Raw genomic sequence first — 14,928 nt, 5'->3', positions numbered from 1 at the left:
GTAACGATGCCGAGCAGGTCTGCTTCTGGCAACCGCCGTCCTATTTGTCCAGCTTATATCGACCAAAAGATCAAAAAACGACTTTATTGCCAACTATCGAATATGGGTGCTAGGGGTTGCATCGACCGAAAGGCAGGGCGCCGGGAATGCAAAGGGTGCGCGACACCACCAAGGGCAAAGCGACCGTCGCCGGACGCGTGGCCGACCGGTTGCGCGAGCAGATCCTGCTCGGCCAGCTCGAGCCCGGCCGGAAGCTGAAGCTCGACGCGCTGCGCGATTCCTTCGGCATCAGCGTGTCCTCCCTGCGGGAGGCGGTGACGCGGCTCGTCGCCGACGGCCTCCTCGTCGCCGAGGAGCAGAAGGGCTACACCGTCGCGCCCATATCGCTCGCCAATCTCGACGAGGTGACGCGGCTGCGCATGGAGCTGGAGCCGCTCGCCCTGCGCGCGGCGATCGCGAACGGCGGGCTCGACTGGGAGACCGACGTCACGGCCGCCGTCTACCGCCTCAACCACACGGTCCGCGTCCCCGGCGACGCCGCCAGCGTCGAGGCGTGGGAGCTGGCGCACAACGCCTTCCACCTGGCGCTGATCGACCGGTGCGACATGCCGCTCCTCCTCAGCTTCCACCGCACCCTTATGAACATGAACGACCGCTACCGCCGCATCTTCATGGCCCGCTCGGAGGAGCAGCGGGACGTCACGCAGGAGCACGCCGCCATCGCCGAAGCCGCGACGAGACGCGACGGCGAGGCAGCCGCGGCACTCCTCGCCGCGCACATCGACCGCACCGGGGCGGCGCTGCGCAAGATGCTGCAGGACGCCCTGCCGGAGACCGCGCGATGAGCGCCCTCCCCGACGCGCGGTCCGCCATATCCATCACCCGCGCGCCGGCCGCCGGCCGCGCGATCTCCCTCCCCTCACGACCCTCGAGCCAGCCATGAGCCGCCTGATCACCATCCTGAATGGCCCCAACCTCAACCTCCTCGGCAAGCGCCAGCCGCACATCTACGGCCACGACACGCTCGAGACCGTCGAGACCAACTGCCGGGCCGCCGCGCCGGAGGGGTTCGAGATCCGCCTGCGGCAGTCCAACCACGAGGGCGAACTCGTCGACTGGATCCACGAGGCGCGGGAGACGTCCTGCGGCATCGCCATCAACGCGGGCGCCTACACCCACACCTCGGTCGCGATCCTCGACGCGCTCAACACGTTCGAGGGACCGGTGATCGAGGTCCACATCTCGAACGTCCACAAGCGCGAGAGCTTCCGCCATCACTCGTACATCTCGCTGCGCGCGGACGGCGTGATCGTCGGCTTCGGCATCGAGGGGTACGAGGCCGCGGTGCGGCGCATCGCCAATATCGTGAAGGCCGCGGCATGACCGCGGTCCGCCTCGGCCTCGCAGGGGCAGGCCTCATCGGCTCGCGCCACGCCGAGGCGATCGCCGTCGCCGAGGGCGCGGTCCTCGCCGCGGTCGCAGACCCGTCCGAGGCCGTCGGCCGCCCGGTCGGCGAGAAGCACGGCGTCCCCTACCTCGCCACGCTGGACGAGCTCATCGCCCGCGACGACGTCGATGCGGTGATCCTCGCCACCCCGAACCAGGTGCACGTCGAGGGCGGCCTCGCCTGCGTCGCCGCGGGCAAGCCGGTGCTGGTGGAAAAGCCGCTCGCGACGGACCTCGCCGAGGCGCGCCGCCTCGTCGAGGCGGCCGAGGCGGCAGGCGTGGCCCTTGCCGTCGGCCACCACCGCCGCCACAACCCGCTGATGACCAAGGCGAAGGAACTGGTGGACGAGGGCCGGCTCGGCACCATCGCCTCCGTCCAGGCGACCACCTGGTTCATGAAGCCGGACGACTATTTCGAGACGCCATGGCGCCGGAAGAAGGGCGCCGGGCCGGTCTACCTCAACCTCGCCCACGACATCGACCTCCTGCACATGCTGTGCGGCCCGGTGACGACCGTCCACGCGATGGAGTCGAACGCCGTCCGCGGCAACGAGGTGGAGGAGACCGCCGTCGTCATCCTGCGCTTCGCCTCCGGCACGCTCGGCACGGTCAACATCTGCGACACCGCCGTCACGCCCTGGAGCTGGGAGATGACCGCACGCGAGAACCCGGTGTACCCGGCGACGTCCGAGGACTGCTACTGGCTCGCCGGCACCCATGGCGCGCTCGCGATCCCGAGCCTCTCGCTCTGGACCAACCCGGCCAGGCGCTCCTGGTGGGAGCCGATCGCCGCGACCCGCTTCCCCTACCCGTTCGCCGACCCGCTCGTCTGCCAGATCGAGCAGTTCGCCGCAGTCGTGCGCGGCGAGGAGGCGCCTAAGGTGACGGGCCGCGACGGCCTCGCCGCGCTCGAGGTGATCGAAGCCGTCAAGACGTCCGCCGCCACCGGCGCGACGGTCACGCTGGGCGCGGCGGTGTAACCGCCCAGCCGTTGGAGGGACGTCCATGACCCGCCTCATCTCCGGCCACACAAGGCTCATCGCGCACCTCGGCGTCCCGACCGAGAGCTTCAAGGCGCCGATGATCTACAACCCCTACTTCGCCGACCGGGACATCGACGTCTGCGTCATGCCCATGGGCTGCCGGGCGGAGGACTTCGCTGAGTTCCTGCCCCTCGTCTTCCGCCTCACCAACATCGCCGGCGCGCTCATCACCATGCCGCACAAGGTGACGGTGGTGGACCTTCTCGACGAGACATCGACGACGGTAAAGGTCTGCGGCGCCTGCAACGCGGTGAAGCGGGACGCGGACGGGCGTCTCGTCGGCGACATGTTCGACGGCGAGGGCTTCGTGCGCGGCGTGGAACGCAAGGGCCGGTCCTTCGCCGGCGCCTCGGTGATCGTCGTGGGCTCGGGCGGGGTGGGCTCGGCGATCGCCGCCTCCGCCGCGAAGGCCGGGGCCGCCCGCCTCGCCCTCGCCGACACCCGCCCGGCCTCGGCCGAGCGGCTCGCCGCCAGCCTCAAGACGCACTACCCCGGCCTCACCGTCGAGATCTCGAGCGACCCGGCCGGGTTCGACATCGCCGTCAACGCGACGCCGCTCGGCATGAACGCCGGCGACCCGCTGCCGATGGACCTGTCCGGCGTCACCGCCTCCACCTTCGTCGGCGAGGTCGTCATGAAGGCGGAGGAGACGCCCTTCCTCGCCGCCGCCCGCGCAAAAGGCTGCGCGACGCAGATCGGAACGGATATGCTGTTCGAGCAAATTCCGGCATACCTCGAATTCTTCGACCTGCCGACAACGACGCCGGACGAACTGCGCCGGCTCGCAACGATCAAATACTGAGGACCCCATGGAACTGCGCCGTAACGCCTTCAAAGCCGCCATCCAGAACGGGGAGCGGCAAATCGGACTGTGGTGCTCCATGAGCGACTCCTCCGTCGCCGAGATGCTCGCCGGCTGCGGCTACGACTGGCTCATGTTCGACACCGAGCACGCCGCCCTCGACCCCCTCTCGGTGCTGCCGCTGCTGCAGGCCGTCGCGTCCTACCCGGTGTCGGCGATCGTCCGCCCGACGTCGCTCAACGTCGCCGAGATCAAGAAGCTGCTCGACTGCGGGGCGCAGACGCTCCTCATCCCGCAGATCCAGAATGCCGAGGAGGCCAGGCTCGCCGCCGCCTCCGTCGCCTATCCGCCGGAAGGCATCCGCGGCGTCGCCGGCCTCACCCGTGCCACCGGCTTCGGCGCTATCGACGGCTACGCCAGGGCCGCGCGCGAGGAGATCTGCCTCCTCGTCCAGATCGAGACGAAGAGCGCCCTCGACGACCTCGAGGCGATCTGCGCGGTGGACGGCATCGACGGTGTCTTCATCGGCCCGGCCGACCTCGCCGCGAGCCTCGGCCATGCCGAAAACCCGCAGCATCCCGACGTGAAGGCCGCTGTCGCGGACGCCGTGCGCCGCATCCGCGCCTGCGGCAAGCCGGCCGGCTTCCTGTCCCTCAGCCAGGAGTGGAACCGCGAGGTCGACGCGGCCGGCAGCGTCTTCACGGCCGTCGACGTGGACATCGCGATCCTGCGCAACGGCGCGCTCGCCCGTGCAAAGGAGTGGAAGTCCGCGTGACCCCGCTCGCCGGCCTCCTCGCGCCGGACGGAACGCTCCGCGCCGCGATCAACACCGGCAACAAGGCGCTCGTGCAGGAGGACGGAGGGCACCTCACCGGCGTCAGCCCCGCCCTCGCCCGGCGTCTGGCCGAGGAGCTCGGCGTCCCGCTGGAGCCGGTGCTCTACCCCGGGGCGGGCAAGGTGGTCGCGGACGCGCAGGCCGGTGTCTGGACGGTCGCCTTCCTGGCGGTCGATCCGGCGCGCGAGGACCACGTCGCCTTCACCCGCCCGTACGTGACCATCGACACCACCTATGCCGTGCGCCCCGGCGGTCCGGCAACGGTGGAGGACGTCGACCGCGCCGGCGTCACGATCCTCTCCGCGGCGGGCTCGGCCTACGACCTCCACCTCGACAAGTCGATCCGCCATGCCGCGGTGGTGAAGGCCGAGAGCCCCGGCGCCTCGATGGACCGTTTCATCGCCGGCGAGGGCGACGCCGTGGCGGGCGTGCGGGCGAGCCTCGCGGCGCGCTTCACCGGCAATGCGGGCGCGGTGATCCTCCCCGGCGCGCTGGCCGCCGTCGGCCAGGCCATGGCCGTTCCCGTCGCTCTGCGTGAGGCGGTGCCTCTGCTCGGCGACTTCCTCGCACGCGCCCGGGGCGAGGGGATGATCGAGGCCGCGATCGAGGCCAGCGGCGCCAAGGGCCTGACGATCCCGGACCGCTGATCCGGACCTCCGCCGAAATCCGCGCCGCCGGTCAGGCCCGCGGGCTGAAGAGCGCCTTGTCGCGGCGCATCGCCTCGGCGAGGAAGTCCACCACCGCCGAGAGCCGCCGCGACCCCTGGAGGTTCTCGTGCCACACGGCGACGTAGCTGCGCACGGGCCTGCGGTCGGGGAGAACCGGCACGAAACGCTCGTCGGACGCGACCATGAAGTCGTGCAGCAGCCCGATCGCCGCGCCCGAGGCGACCACCTCGCGCTGGCCGATCGCGGTCGAGACCTCGAACGCCGAGGTCCAGCCGCGCCAGACCTCCTCCGCGTAGTTGAGCTCGGCGGACGGCATCAGGTCGTCGACGTAGCCGACGAGGCGGTGGTTCGCGAGGTCCTCCACCCGCTCCGGCACGCCGTGCCCGGCGAGGTAGACGCGCGTCGCGTAGAGCCCCAGCGTATAGTCCGCGAGGAGCCGGGCGCGGAGCCTGCCCTTCTTCGGGCGGCCGATCATGATGGCGACGTCGGCCTCCCGCTGTGACAGGGAGAAGTTGCGCGTCAGCGGCACGAGCTGCACCCTCAGCGCGGGATAGCGCATCCCCAGCGCGCCGAGCCGCGCGGCGATGTAGGCGCTGCCGAGACCGTCCGGGGCGCCGATGCGCACGGTGCCGGCGGGCGCCGCCTCCACGGCCTTCAGCCGCTCGGTGGCCGACAGCATCTCCGCCTCGACGCGCTCGGCGGTCTCGAGGAAGAGCCGTCCCGCGTCGGTGAGGGCCGCGCCGCGGGTCGACCGCTCGAAAAGGCGCGCGCCGACCGCCTCCTCCAGCGCCTGGACGCGGCGCGACAGGGTGGCCTGACTGATGCCGAGCCGCCCGGCGGCGGCCAACACCTGCCCCTCGCGGGCGACAGCGAGAAAGAGCTTGGCGTCGTTCCAGTCCATGCCGGTTGGCACCTTATCTCAATTTTCGCATAACGGAGCACCAGATCTTGCTCTTTATATTCAGTTTTGGAGGTCCCAAAGAGGGCCGACGCGAAACGGGAGGACCACGATGACCGAAATCGCACATTACATTGGCGGCAGCCGAGTCGCCGGCACGTCGGGCCGCAGCCAGCCGGTCTGGAACCCCGCCACCGGAGAGAGCGACAAGACCGTTGCGCTCGCCTCGACCGCCGAGGTCGGCGCCGCCGTCGCCAACGCCAGGGAGGCGTGGCCGGCCTGGGCGGCGACGCCGCCGCTGCGCCGCGCGCGTATCCTCGACAAGTTCAAGTCCATCCTGTGGGACCGCGGCGACCAGCTCGCCGAGGCGATCTCGTCCGAGCACGGCAAGACCCACGACGACGCCCTCGGCGAGGTCACGCGCGGCCTCGAGGTGGTCGAGTTCGCGGTCGGCATCCCGAGCCACCTGCAGGGCGACTACTCGGCCAACGTCGGTACCGGCGTCGATTCCTTCTCGCTGCGCCACCCCCTCGGCGTTGTGGCGGGCATCACCCCGTTCAACTTCCCGGCCATGGTGCCGATGTGGATGTTCCCGGTGGCGCTCGCCTGCGGCAACTGCTTCATCCTGAAGCCGTCCGAGCGCGACCCGTCGGCCTCGCTACTGATCGCCGAGTGGCTGACCGAGGCGGGCCTCCCCGCCGGCGTCTTCAACGTCGTGCAGGGCGACAAGGAAGCCGTCGACGCGCTCCTCGAGAGCCCGGACGTCAAGGCGGTGTCGTTCGTCGGCTCGACGCCGATCGCGGCCTACATCCACAAGACGGCGACCGCGAACGGCAAGCGCTGCCAGGCGCTGGGCGGGGCGAAGAACCACATGGTGGTGATGCCCGACGCCGACCTCGACATGGCGACCAGCGCCCTGATGGGCGCCGCCTACGGCTCCGCCGGCGAGCGCTGCATGGCGGTCTCGGTGGCCGTCCCGGTGACGGACGCTGTGGCCGACGCCCTCATCGAGCGCCTCGTGCCGAAGATCGAGGCGCTGAAGATCGGCCCGGCGACGGACCGCGCGTCCGAGATGGGTCCGCTCGTGACGAAGGAGCATCTCGCCAAGGTCCGCGGCTACGTCGACAAGGGCGAGGCCGAGGGCGCGAAGATCGTCGTCGACGGCCGCAAGTTCCGACAGGACAAGCAGGGCTACGAGAACGGCTACTACATCGGCGGCACGCTGATCGACAACGTGACGCCGGACATGTCGATCTGGAAGGACGAGATCTTCGGCCCGGTGCTCTCGGTGGTCCGCCGCAACACCTACCAGGAGGCGGTCGACCTCATCCACGCCCACGAGTACGCCAACGGCACGGCCGTCTTCACCCGTGACGGCGACGTCGCCCGCGCGTTCGCGCAGGACATCGAGGTCGGCATGGTCGGCGTCAACGTGCCGATCCCGGTGCCGATGGCGTTCCACTCCTTCGGCGGCTGGAAGGCGTCGATCTTCGGCGACCACGCGATGCACGGCATGGAGGGGGTGCGCTTCTACACCCGCATCAAGACGACGACGATGCGCTGGCCGACCGGCATGCGCTCCGACCCCGAGTTCTCGATGCCGACGCTGGGCTGACGCCCCGCCGCTTCGTGACACGACAGCGGCCCTCCGGGGCCGCCAGGACCCCGTCCATACCGGACCCCGCGCCGCCCCGCCGGCGCGGGGTCTTGCGTTTTCCGGCCGAAGGACCGTGGCGGGGTCAAGTGCCCGCCCGGAGCCACGCGCAGCCCGGCGGGCGAGCATGGCGAGGACGGGCGCTTGACGCCGGCGCGATCCGACCCAGCGTGGATCGGGGTTGAAGGCCGGTCGACCGCAGGGCGGTCGTCCGTCCTGCAACCCTGCCTGCCGGCGAGGCGGAGGGAGCGCGAGGGGGGAACTCCCCTCGCCCCGGCGGCGCAACGGCCCCGGACGCCGGTTGTCCCGGCGATCGCGCGCCCGCCGGTCTCTAGAAGGAGTTCCAGGCCAGGATGGCGAGGCTGATCGCGGCGACCCAGAGGCCGAGGACGCGGATCGTGGACCGGGCCGCGGCATACTGGCCGAGCGCGTCGATGGAGCGGTCCGACAGCGGCAGCCCCTTTTCCAGCGCCACCTCGAAGTCCTTCGACAGCCGCTCCAGGCGCTCGGCGAGCTCCGGCGCCGCGAGGGCCGCTCGGGTGATGGCGCTGAAGGAATCCTGCGCCTTGCGCACCGTGGCGGCGGGGCCGATCTCGGCGACCATCCAGTCGCGCACCACGGGTTCGGCGGTCTCCCAGATGTCGAGCTGCGGGTCGAGCGAGCGGGCGACGCCCTCCACCACCACCATCGTCTTCTGCAGCATGATGAGCTGCGGCTGGGTGGTCATCTGGAAGAGCTCTGTGGTCTCGAACAGGTGGGCAAGGAGCCGGCTCATCGAGATGTCGGCGGCGGTGGCGCCGCGGATCGGCTCGCCCACGGACCGCAGCGCCTGGGCGAAGAGGTCGACGTCCTGCGTCATCGGCACGTAGCCGGCGCGGAAGTGGATCTCGGCGACGCGGCGGTAGTCGCGCTGGATGAAGCCGTAGAGGATCTCCGCGAGGAAGCCCCGCTCCTCGCGCGAGAGGCGCCCGGTGATGCCGAAGTCCACCGCCACCAGGGTCCCGTCGCTCTCGGCGAAGAGGTTGCCCTGGTGCATGTCGGCATGGAAGAAGCCGTCGCGCACGGCGCCGCGCAGGAAGGTCTGCAGGAGGTTGCGCCCGAGCTCGGGCAGGTCGTGGCCCGCCGCCTTCAGCTCTGCGACCCGGGAGAGCTTGATGCCGTCGATCCACTCCATGGTGAGCACGGTGCGGGTGGTCTGGGCCCACTCGACGTGGGGGACGCGGAAGTGCTCCTCCTCGCGCACGTTCTCGGCCATCTCCGACATCGCGGCGGCCTCGAGGCGGAGGTCCATCTCGAACCGCACCGAGGCGGCGAGCGTGTCGACCACGGCGACGGGCCGGAGCCGCCGCGCGCTCGGCACGAAGCGCTCAACGAAACGGGCGGCGGTATAGTAGGCCTCGAGGTCCCGCTCGAATCGCCGGGCGACTCCGGGCCGCAGCACCTTCACCGCGACCTCGCGGGTGCCGAGCCGGTCCGACAGGGTGGCGCGGTAGACCTGGGCGATGGACGCGGCGGCGACGCACTCGCCGAACTCGGAGTAGATGCTGTCGATCGGCGCCCCGAGCGCCTCCTCGATGGCGGCGCGCGCCTCCACGTCCGGCACCGGCGGCACCTGGTCCTGCAGGGTCGCGAGCTCGCCGGCGACCTCCTCCCCGACCACGTCCGCGCGGGTCGCCAGGAACTGGCCGAGCTTGATGTAGGACGGTCCCAGCCGGTCGAACGTCAGGGACAGGCGGGCGGCCATGTCGCGCTTGCGCGCCGAGCGGCGTTCGATGGTGCGGATCAGGCGGACGGCGAACTTGGCGGAGGCGGGCGCGTCCTCGAGGGGGACGATCGCGAAGACCCCCTCGCGCGCCATCACGAAGCCTGCGTGCAGGAACCGCCAGTAGGGCAGAAGCGGCATCAGATCTTGTACGCGGAGTGGATCGCGGCGACCCCGCCGGTCAGCTTGCGCACCTGCACCTGGGAAAAGCCCGCCTTCTCGATCTCGGCCGCGAAGCGTCCGGGATTGGGAAACATGCGGATCGATTCCACGAGGTAGCGGTACGACTCGCTGTCGCCGGCGATGAGCTGGCCCATGCGCGGGATCATCTCGAACGAGTAGCGGTCGTAGATCCTGTCCATCACCGGGATGTCGACGTGGCTGAATTCAAGGCACATGAAGCGGCCGCCGCGCTTCAGCACGCGGTAGGCCTCCTCGAGCGCCGTCTGGCGGCGCGTCACGTTCCGGATGCCGAAGGCGATGGTGTAGACGTCCTGGGAGCCCGTCGGCAGCGGCATGGTCTCGGCGTTGGCGGCGACGAAGCGGCAGGGCGTCGTCGGCCGGATCCGCTTCGCGTTGCGCCCGGCGCCGACGAGAAGCATCTCGGGATTGATGTCGCAGACGGTGATCTCGCCGTTGACCTCGATCCCCTTGGCGATACGAAAGGCAATATCGCCGGTGCCGCCGGCGACGTCGACGACGCGGTACGGCCTCGCCGGGCGCCGCGGCGCGCCGAGCCAGGCGACCATGGCGTCCTTCCACAGCCTGTGGAGTCCGCCGGACATCGCGTCGTTCATCACGTCGTAGCGGCTTGCGACGTTATCGAATACGCGGTTGACGAGTCCCTGCTTCTCTTCGACCGGGACGGTGCGGAAGCCGAAGGACGTTTCCATGCGAAGGCCTTTCCAATCAGTCGGGCGAACACATAGCGGCCTCCGCGCCGGCAGGCCATGGAAAGGTGCAACGAATGCCTGAGCTTCCCGAGGTGGAGACGGTTCGCCGCGGGCTCGCCCCGGTGATGGAGGGGCGGCGCATCGAGGCGGTGCACCTCGCCCGGGCGGACCTGCGTTTCCCGTTCCCGGACGATTTCGCCGCCCGGCTCACGGGCCGGCGTATCGAGAGCCTCGGCCGGCGCGCGAAATACCTGCTCGGCGCGCTCGACGACGGCACGACGCTGATCGCCCATCTCGGCATGTCCGGCGCGTTCCGCGTCGAGGGGCACATGCCGCCGGGCCAGTTCGTCTACCCGAAGGGCAAGATCGCCGCGCACGACCACGTGACGCTGACGCTGAGCGACACCGCGAGGATCATCTACAACGACCCCCGGCGCTTCGGCTTCATGACGCTGGCCGACACCGCTCTCCTCGACCAGCACCCCTACTTCGCCCATCTCGGCCTGGAGCCCGTCGCCGGCGGCATGACGGCGACGAGCCTCGCGAAGGCCCTCACCGGCAAGAAGACGCCGCTGAAGGCCGCCCTCCTCGACCAGCGGGTGATCGCGGGGCTCGGCAACATCTACGTCTGCGAGGCGATGTGGCGCGCGCGGCTCTCGCCCCGGCGGCTCGCCGGGACGCTGGTGCGGCGGGACGGCAGGCCGACCGCGCGCCTGACGACCCTTGCCTCGGCGATCATCACCGTCATCGAGGAGGCGATCGCCGCCGGCGGCTCCTCGCTGCGGGACTACGTGGCGGCGGACGGCTCGCTGGGGCGCTTCCAGCACACCTTCGCCGTCTACGGCCGCGAGGAGGAGCCGTGCCGGCGCCCGGAGTGCTCCGGCATCGTCGCGCGCATCGTCCAGGGCGGACGGTCCACCTTCTTCTGCCCGGTGTGCCAGCGCTGAGCCCTGTCAGAGCCCGGACAGGATCACCCATACGCCCCACGCGACGAGGCCGGCGCCGGCGATCCGCGACAGCGCCGCGCCGGCGGGCGTGAGCTTTTCCAGCGCGACGAATGCCGTCAGCCCGACGATCCAGTAGAGGTTCATGACGCCGCCGACGAAGAGCAGCGCCATCAGGAACCAGCAGCAGCCGACGCAGTAGGTCCCGTGGTGCAGCCCCATGCGCACCGCCCCGACGGGACCGGGCCGGTAGTGGCGGGCGAGGAACTGCGTCGGCGCCCGGCAGTGGCTGAGGCATGCGCCTTTCAGGGGCGTGAACTGGAAGATCCCCGCCGCGATCAGCACCAGCGCCCCCGGGAGGGTGTCGACGAGCGTCATCATCGTGGCGGAGACGATGCCGGCCGCCTCCAGCGCCCACTGCGCCGCCGCCGCGACGAGGGCGAAGCCGGCCCAGGCGAGGAGGTAGCCGGCGAGGAAGCAGCCGGCCATCGCGCCCGCCCGCCCGGCGTCTCGGGTCCGGCGCACCAGTGCCGCGAACAGGAGGACGTTGGGCGCCACCGACGGCAGCATCATCGCCACCATCATCACCCACCACATGAGGAAGACGAGGGCCGCGTAGGCGGCGCTCCAGGCGCCGGGCACCGCCTTGCCCGGCATGTCGCGCATGCTTGCCATCGACGTCATCTCGAGTGCCGACATGCGCATGCCGACACCCGAAATCGTATAGAGGGCGCTGAGGGCGAAGAGCAGCGCCAGCGCGGCGAGAAGGACGAGCCGGTCCCGCCGCAGCGCCGCCTCCAGTACCGTCACGGCCGGAACGCCCGGTGTCAGGCCGCGGCGCGGATGACGCCGGAGTTGCCGAGGTGAAGCTCGGCGAACTGGGCGTACGTCGCCTTGTTGTTCGGCAGCGAGATGACCCCCTCGGTCGTCGTGCTGCCGCTCCCGATCTCGGCGGTCTCGTACTCGAAGCCGTGCGGGAGATTGATGCGGACCTGATGCGGGATACCGGTGATCGGGTTCCTGATCGGCTCGGCGGTGATCCTGAACACGCCCGGCACGGAGATGCTGCCGGTCCGCCCGTCGATGTCGATCTCCGTCTTGATCGGCACCGAAAGGGTCGGGTGCTTGGTCGGCGACATCGCGGAGAAGATCCACCACATGGTGGCCATGTCGTTCGTGTCGGACCCGGTCATGATCTTCTCGAGCGCGTCGCGCTGCTCGGGCGTCGCACTCTCGTCGACGATGATCTGCATCTCGCCGTTGCCCTCATGGACGGGTCCCGGCCACTTGTAGATGCTGGCCATTCGCAGCCCGTCGAGCTTCACGTCACCGTAGTGACCGCGTTCGATCTCGAAGCCGACGGCCGCCTCGCACGCCCCATGCGTCGGCAACGCATTGAATTGACATGGGCATCCGTACGAACAGTTGCAGTTGGCCAGCTCACGGCCATGGATTTCCCAGGCAATCATCGGCACCCTCCCGCTAACTAATGGAAAGATAATTTACATCAAATTGGAACTAATTGAAACGTAGGATTGTCAAACCTCCTCTCCGCCGATCACAAATCTGTCACCGTCGTGCGCCGCAGCGACCGACGGGTTCGGTCGCAAGGTAGCAATTCCTACGAAGACTTAGCCGACAAGCGTGCCCCGAAGGTAGGTCGCCCGGGCACCGTTGGTGGGCATGGGGCGCCGCAATCTATGCCACCGTGGGTCGTGCCGCGCGCAAGTGACGGAAGGGCCGGCGACACAGATCCGTCATAAACCTATCATCCAACCGCTCTAACAGTGCGGCCGTCACACCACCCGAAGGTTCGCGATGAAGACGACGTCCCTTGTCACCGCGGCGCTCCTGTGCGCCGTCGCCGGTCAGGCCGAGGCCGAAGCGTTCAACCGCATCGCGAGCTTCCCCGTCGCGCAGAACCTTCCGGAAGGCACCGACCCGTCGACCGAGACGTCGGCGGAGATTATCGCCGCGACCGCCGACGGCATGACGCTGGTCTACTCCGACAGCCCCAACCAGTCCGTCGGCTTCGTCGACATCTCCGACCCCGCGAACCCGAAGGCGGGCGGCTCTGCCGGCGTGCTCGGCGAGCCGACGTCCGTCACCGTCAAGGACGGCATCGCCTACGTCGCGGTGAACCTCTCCGAAAGCTACACCAACCCGTCGGGCCTCCTGCAGCTCGTCGACATCCGGACGCGCGAGGTGTCCGAGTCCTGCGACCTTCCGGGGCAGCCCGATTCCATCGCCGTCGCCCCGGACGGCTCCTTCCTCGCCGTCGCGATCGAGAACGAGCGCGACGAGGACTTCGAGGACGGCGTCATCCCGCAGATGCCGCCCGGCAGCCTCGTCCTCGTCCCGTTCGGCGCGGACGGGCCGGACTGCGACCGGCTGAACGTCGTCGACCTCACCGGCCTCGCCGAGGTCGCACCGGAGGATCCGGAGCCCGAATTCGTCTCCATCAACGCCGCCGGCGACATCGCGGTGACCCTGCAGGAGAACAACCACATCGTCATCGTCGGCGCCGACGGGACGGTGAAGAGCCACTTCTCCGCCGGCACGGTCGCGCTCGACGGCGTCGACACCGAGGAGGAAGGCGCCCTCACCTTCTCCGGCTCCATCGAGATGAAGCGCGAGCCGGACGCGATCGTGTGGGTCTCCGAGGACCGCGTCGCCATCGCCAACGAGGGCGACTACGAGGGTGGCGGCCGCACGGTTTCGATCTTCGAGCGCGACGGCACCCTCGTCTGGGACAGCGGCACGGAGCTCGAGTACGCCCTCGCGCGCGCCGGCCACTACCCGGAGAAGCGCTCCGAGAACAAGGGCGGCGAGCCGGAGGGCCTCGCGTTCGGCACCTATGGCGACACGCCCTACCTCTTCGTCCTCTCCGAGCGCGGCTCGCTCGTCGCCGTCTACGACCTGTCGGGCGAGACGCCGGTGCTGAGCGGGATCGTTCCCTCCGGCATCGCGCCCGAGGGTGCGGTGGCGATCCCCTCCCGCGGGCTCCTCGCGACCGCCAACGAGGCCGACCTCGGCGAGGACGGCGGCGCCCGCTCGCACGTCATGATCTACGCCCTCGAGGATGCGGCGCCGGCCTACCCGACCATCGTCTCCGGCTCGCAGGGCGCGACGCCGATCGGCTGGGGCGCGCTCTCCGGCCTCGACGCCGACCCCGCGGCGCCCGGCACGCTCTATGCGGTCAACGACTCGTTCTACAAGTCGCAGCCCACAATCTTCACCATCGACGCGACACAGACTCCCGCCGTCATCACCAGGGCGCTACTTGTCACCCGCGACGGCGCTCCTGCCGACCACCTCGACCTCGAGGGCGTGACGCTGGACGGCGAAGGCGGTTTCTGGCTCGCCTCCGAGGGCAACGACGACAAGGACGTGCCGCACCGGCTCGTCCATGTCGACGACGACGGGGTGATCATCGAGACCGTCCCCTTCCCGGACGTGCTGCTGGAGGGCGAGACCCGCTTCGGCGCCGAGGGCGTGGAGATGGTCGGCGACACGCTCTGGATCACGATGCAGCGCGAGTGGGGCGACGATCCGACGGGGATGGTCAAGCTCGTGTCCTACGACACGACGGAAGGGACCTGGGGCGGCGTGCATTACCCCCTCGACAAGGCCGAGACGGGCTGGATGGGCCTCTCCGACATCGCCGTCCACGGCGACCGGGCCTTCATCATCGAGCGCGACAACCAGATCGGCGGTGCGGCGAAGGTCAAGCGCATCTACTCGGTGGCGCTGAAAGCGCTGCGCCCGGCGCCGCTGGAGGGCGAGCTGCCGGAGATCGACAAGACGCTGGTGCGCGACCTGATCCCCGACCTCAAGTCGTTCAACGGCTACGTGGTGGACAAGGTCGAGGGCCTCGCCATCACTGCCGACGGCACCGCCTACGTGGTGACGGACAACGACGGCGTGGACGATTCTTCCGGCGAGACGTTCTTCTGGGCGATCCCCAACCTCGCCAACTGAGC

Annotated in this window: 14 protein-coding genes; 9 read left to right on the top strand and 5 right to left on the bottom strand. The window is 69.9% G+C overall.

What is annotated here, in order from left to right; all coding sequences use genetic code 11:
- Positions 1 to 155 precede the first annotated feature (155 nt).
- The 6 genes from DLJ53_RS07750 to DLJ53_RS07725 all read left to right on the top strand — a co-directional run bounded on the left by DLJ53_RS07750 (position 156) and on the right by DLJ53_RS07725 (position 4,773).
- Entirely contained in the window at positions 156 to 845 is a 690-nt protein-coding gene (locus DLJ53_RS07750; RefSeq protein ID WP_202913023.1) for a GntR family transcriptional regulator, read from the top strand.
- 94 nt (positions 846 to 939) lie between these two features.
- Positions 940 to 1,383: a type II 3-dehydroquinate dehydratase gene (gene aroQ, locus DLJ53_RS07745; protein ID WP_111343725.1), complete on the top strand. Its 444-nt coding sequence runs from the start codon at positions 940 to 942 to the stop codon at positions 1,381 to 1,383.
- The gene (locus tag DLJ53_RS07740; protein WP_111343723.1) at positions 1,380 to 2,426 is read left to right on the top strand and encodes a Gfo/Idh/MocA family protein; all 1,047 of its coding nucleotides are present in this window, start codon (positions 1,380 to 1,382) and stop codon (positions 2,424 to 2,426) included. The genes aroQ and DLJ53_RS07740 overlap by 4 nt, the downstream gene beginning before the upstream one ends.
- 25 nt (positions 2,427 to 2,451) lie before the next feature.
- Positions 2,452 to 3,291, top strand: coding sequence for a shikimate dehydrogenase family protein (locus DLJ53_RS07735; RefSeq protein ID WP_111343721.1), 840 nt, complete (start codon positions 2,452 to 2,454; stop codon positions 3,289 to 3,291).
- Between the two features lie 7 nt (positions 3,292 to 3,298).
- Complete coding sequence (locus DLJ53_RS07730; protein WP_111343719.1) at positions 3,299 to 4,066, top strand: HpcH/HpaI aldolase family protein; 768 nt, start codon at positions 3,299 to 3,301, stop codon at positions 4,064 to 4,066.
- Positions 4,063 to 4,773, top strand: coding sequence for a transporter substrate-binding domain-containing protein (locus DLJ53_RS07725; RefSeq protein ID WP_162408992.1), 711 nt, complete (start codon positions 4,063 to 4,065; stop codon positions 4,771 to 4,773). The genes DLJ53_RS07730 and DLJ53_RS07725 overlap by 4 nt, the downstream gene beginning before the upstream one ends.
- Positions 4,774 to 4,804: 31 nt before the next feature.
- Here the strand turns inward: DLJ53_RS07725 and DLJ53_RS07720 are convergent, their stop codons facing one another.
- Positions 4,805 to 5,695 carry a LysR family transcriptional regulator gene (locus tag DLJ53_RS07720; protein WP_111343715.1) on the bottom strand — a complete coding sequence of 297 codons (891 nt, stop codon included), beginning with the start codon at positions 5,693 to 5,695 and terminating at the stop codon, positions 4,805 to 4,807.
- Positions 5,696 to 5,804: 109 nt separating this feature from the next.
- Here DLJ53_RS07720 and DLJ53_RS07715 point away from each other — a divergent pair, with 109 nt between their 5' ends.
- Positions 5,805 to 7,307, top strand: a complete 1,503-nt coding sequence (locus tag DLJ53_RS07715) for a CoA-acylating methylmalonate-semialdehyde dehydrogenase (protein ID WP_111343713.1) — start codon at positions 5,805 to 5,807, stop codon at positions 7,305 to 7,307.
- A 370-nt stretch (positions 7,308 to 7,677) separates the two neighbouring features.
- Here the strand turns inward: DLJ53_RS07715 and ubiB are convergent, their stop codons facing one another.
- Positions 7,678 to 9,249, bottom strand: coding sequence for a 2-polyprenylphenol 6-hydroxylase (ubiB, locus tag DLJ53_RS07710; RefSeq protein WP_111343711.1), 1,572 nt, complete (start codon positions 9,247 to 9,249; stop codon positions 7,678 to 7,680).
- On the bottom strand, positions 9,249 to 10,001 hold the full coding sequence (gene ubiE / locus DLJ53_RS07705; protein ID WP_111343709.1) for a bifunctional demethylmenaquinone methyltransferase/2-methoxy-6-polyprenyl-1,4-benzoquinol methylase UbiE: 753 nt from the start codon (positions 9,999 to 10,001) through the stop codon (positions 9,249 to 9,251). Before ubiE ends, ubiB begins: the two co-directional genes overlap by 1 nt.
- 74 nt (positions 10,002 to 10,075) lie before the next feature.
- On the opposite strand from ubiE, the gene mutM reads away from it, so the two are divergent.
- Complete coding sequence (gene mutM, locus DLJ53_RS07700; protein ID WP_111343707.1) at positions 10,076 to 10,948, top strand: bifunctional DNA-formamidopyrimidine glycosylase/DNA-(apurinic or apyrimidinic site) lyase; 873 nt, start codon at positions 10,076 to 10,078, stop codon at positions 10,946 to 10,948.
- A gap of 6 nt (positions 10,949 to 10,954) precedes the next feature.
- On the opposite strand, the gene DLJ53_RS07695 is transcribed toward mutM, so the two are convergent.
- Both DLJ53_RS07695 and DLJ53_RS07690 read right to left on the bottom strand, forming a co-directional pair.
- Complete coding sequence (locus tag DLJ53_RS07695) at positions 10,955 to 11,755, bottom strand: DUF2182 domain-containing protein (RefSeq protein WP_244935016.1); 801 nt, start codon at positions 11,753 to 11,755, stop codon at positions 10,955 to 10,957.
- Between the two features lie 17 nt (positions 11,756 to 11,772).
- Positions 11,773 to 12,414 (bottom strand): DUF1326 domain-containing protein, encoded by a 642-nt coding sequence (locus tag DLJ53_RS07690; RefSeq protein WP_111343705.1) that lies wholly within the window; start codon positions 12,412 to 12,414, stop codon positions 11,773 to 11,775.
- Positions 12,415 to 12,763: 349 nt separating this feature from the next.
- Between DLJ53_RS07690 and DLJ53_RS07685 the strand changes: the two genes are divergently transcribed.
- Positions 12,764 to 14,926: an esterase-like activity of phytase family protein gene (locus DLJ53_RS07685; protein WP_111343703.1), complete on the top strand. Its 2,163-nt coding sequence runs from the start codon at positions 12,764 to 12,766 to the stop codon at positions 14,924 to 14,926.
- The last annotated feature ends 2 nt before the right edge of the window (positions 14,927 to 14,928 follow it).

Origin of the sequence: Acuticoccus sediminis (assembly GCF_003258595.1) — a bacterium.
In the GTDB taxonomy this organism is placed as follows: Bacteria; Pseudomonadota; Alphaproteobacteria; order Rhizobiales; family Amorphaceae; genus Acuticoccus; species Acuticoccus sediminis.
The sequence above is the reverse complement of the archived record's forward strand: the minus strand, read 5'-3'. Positions and strand labels throughout refer to the sequence as shown.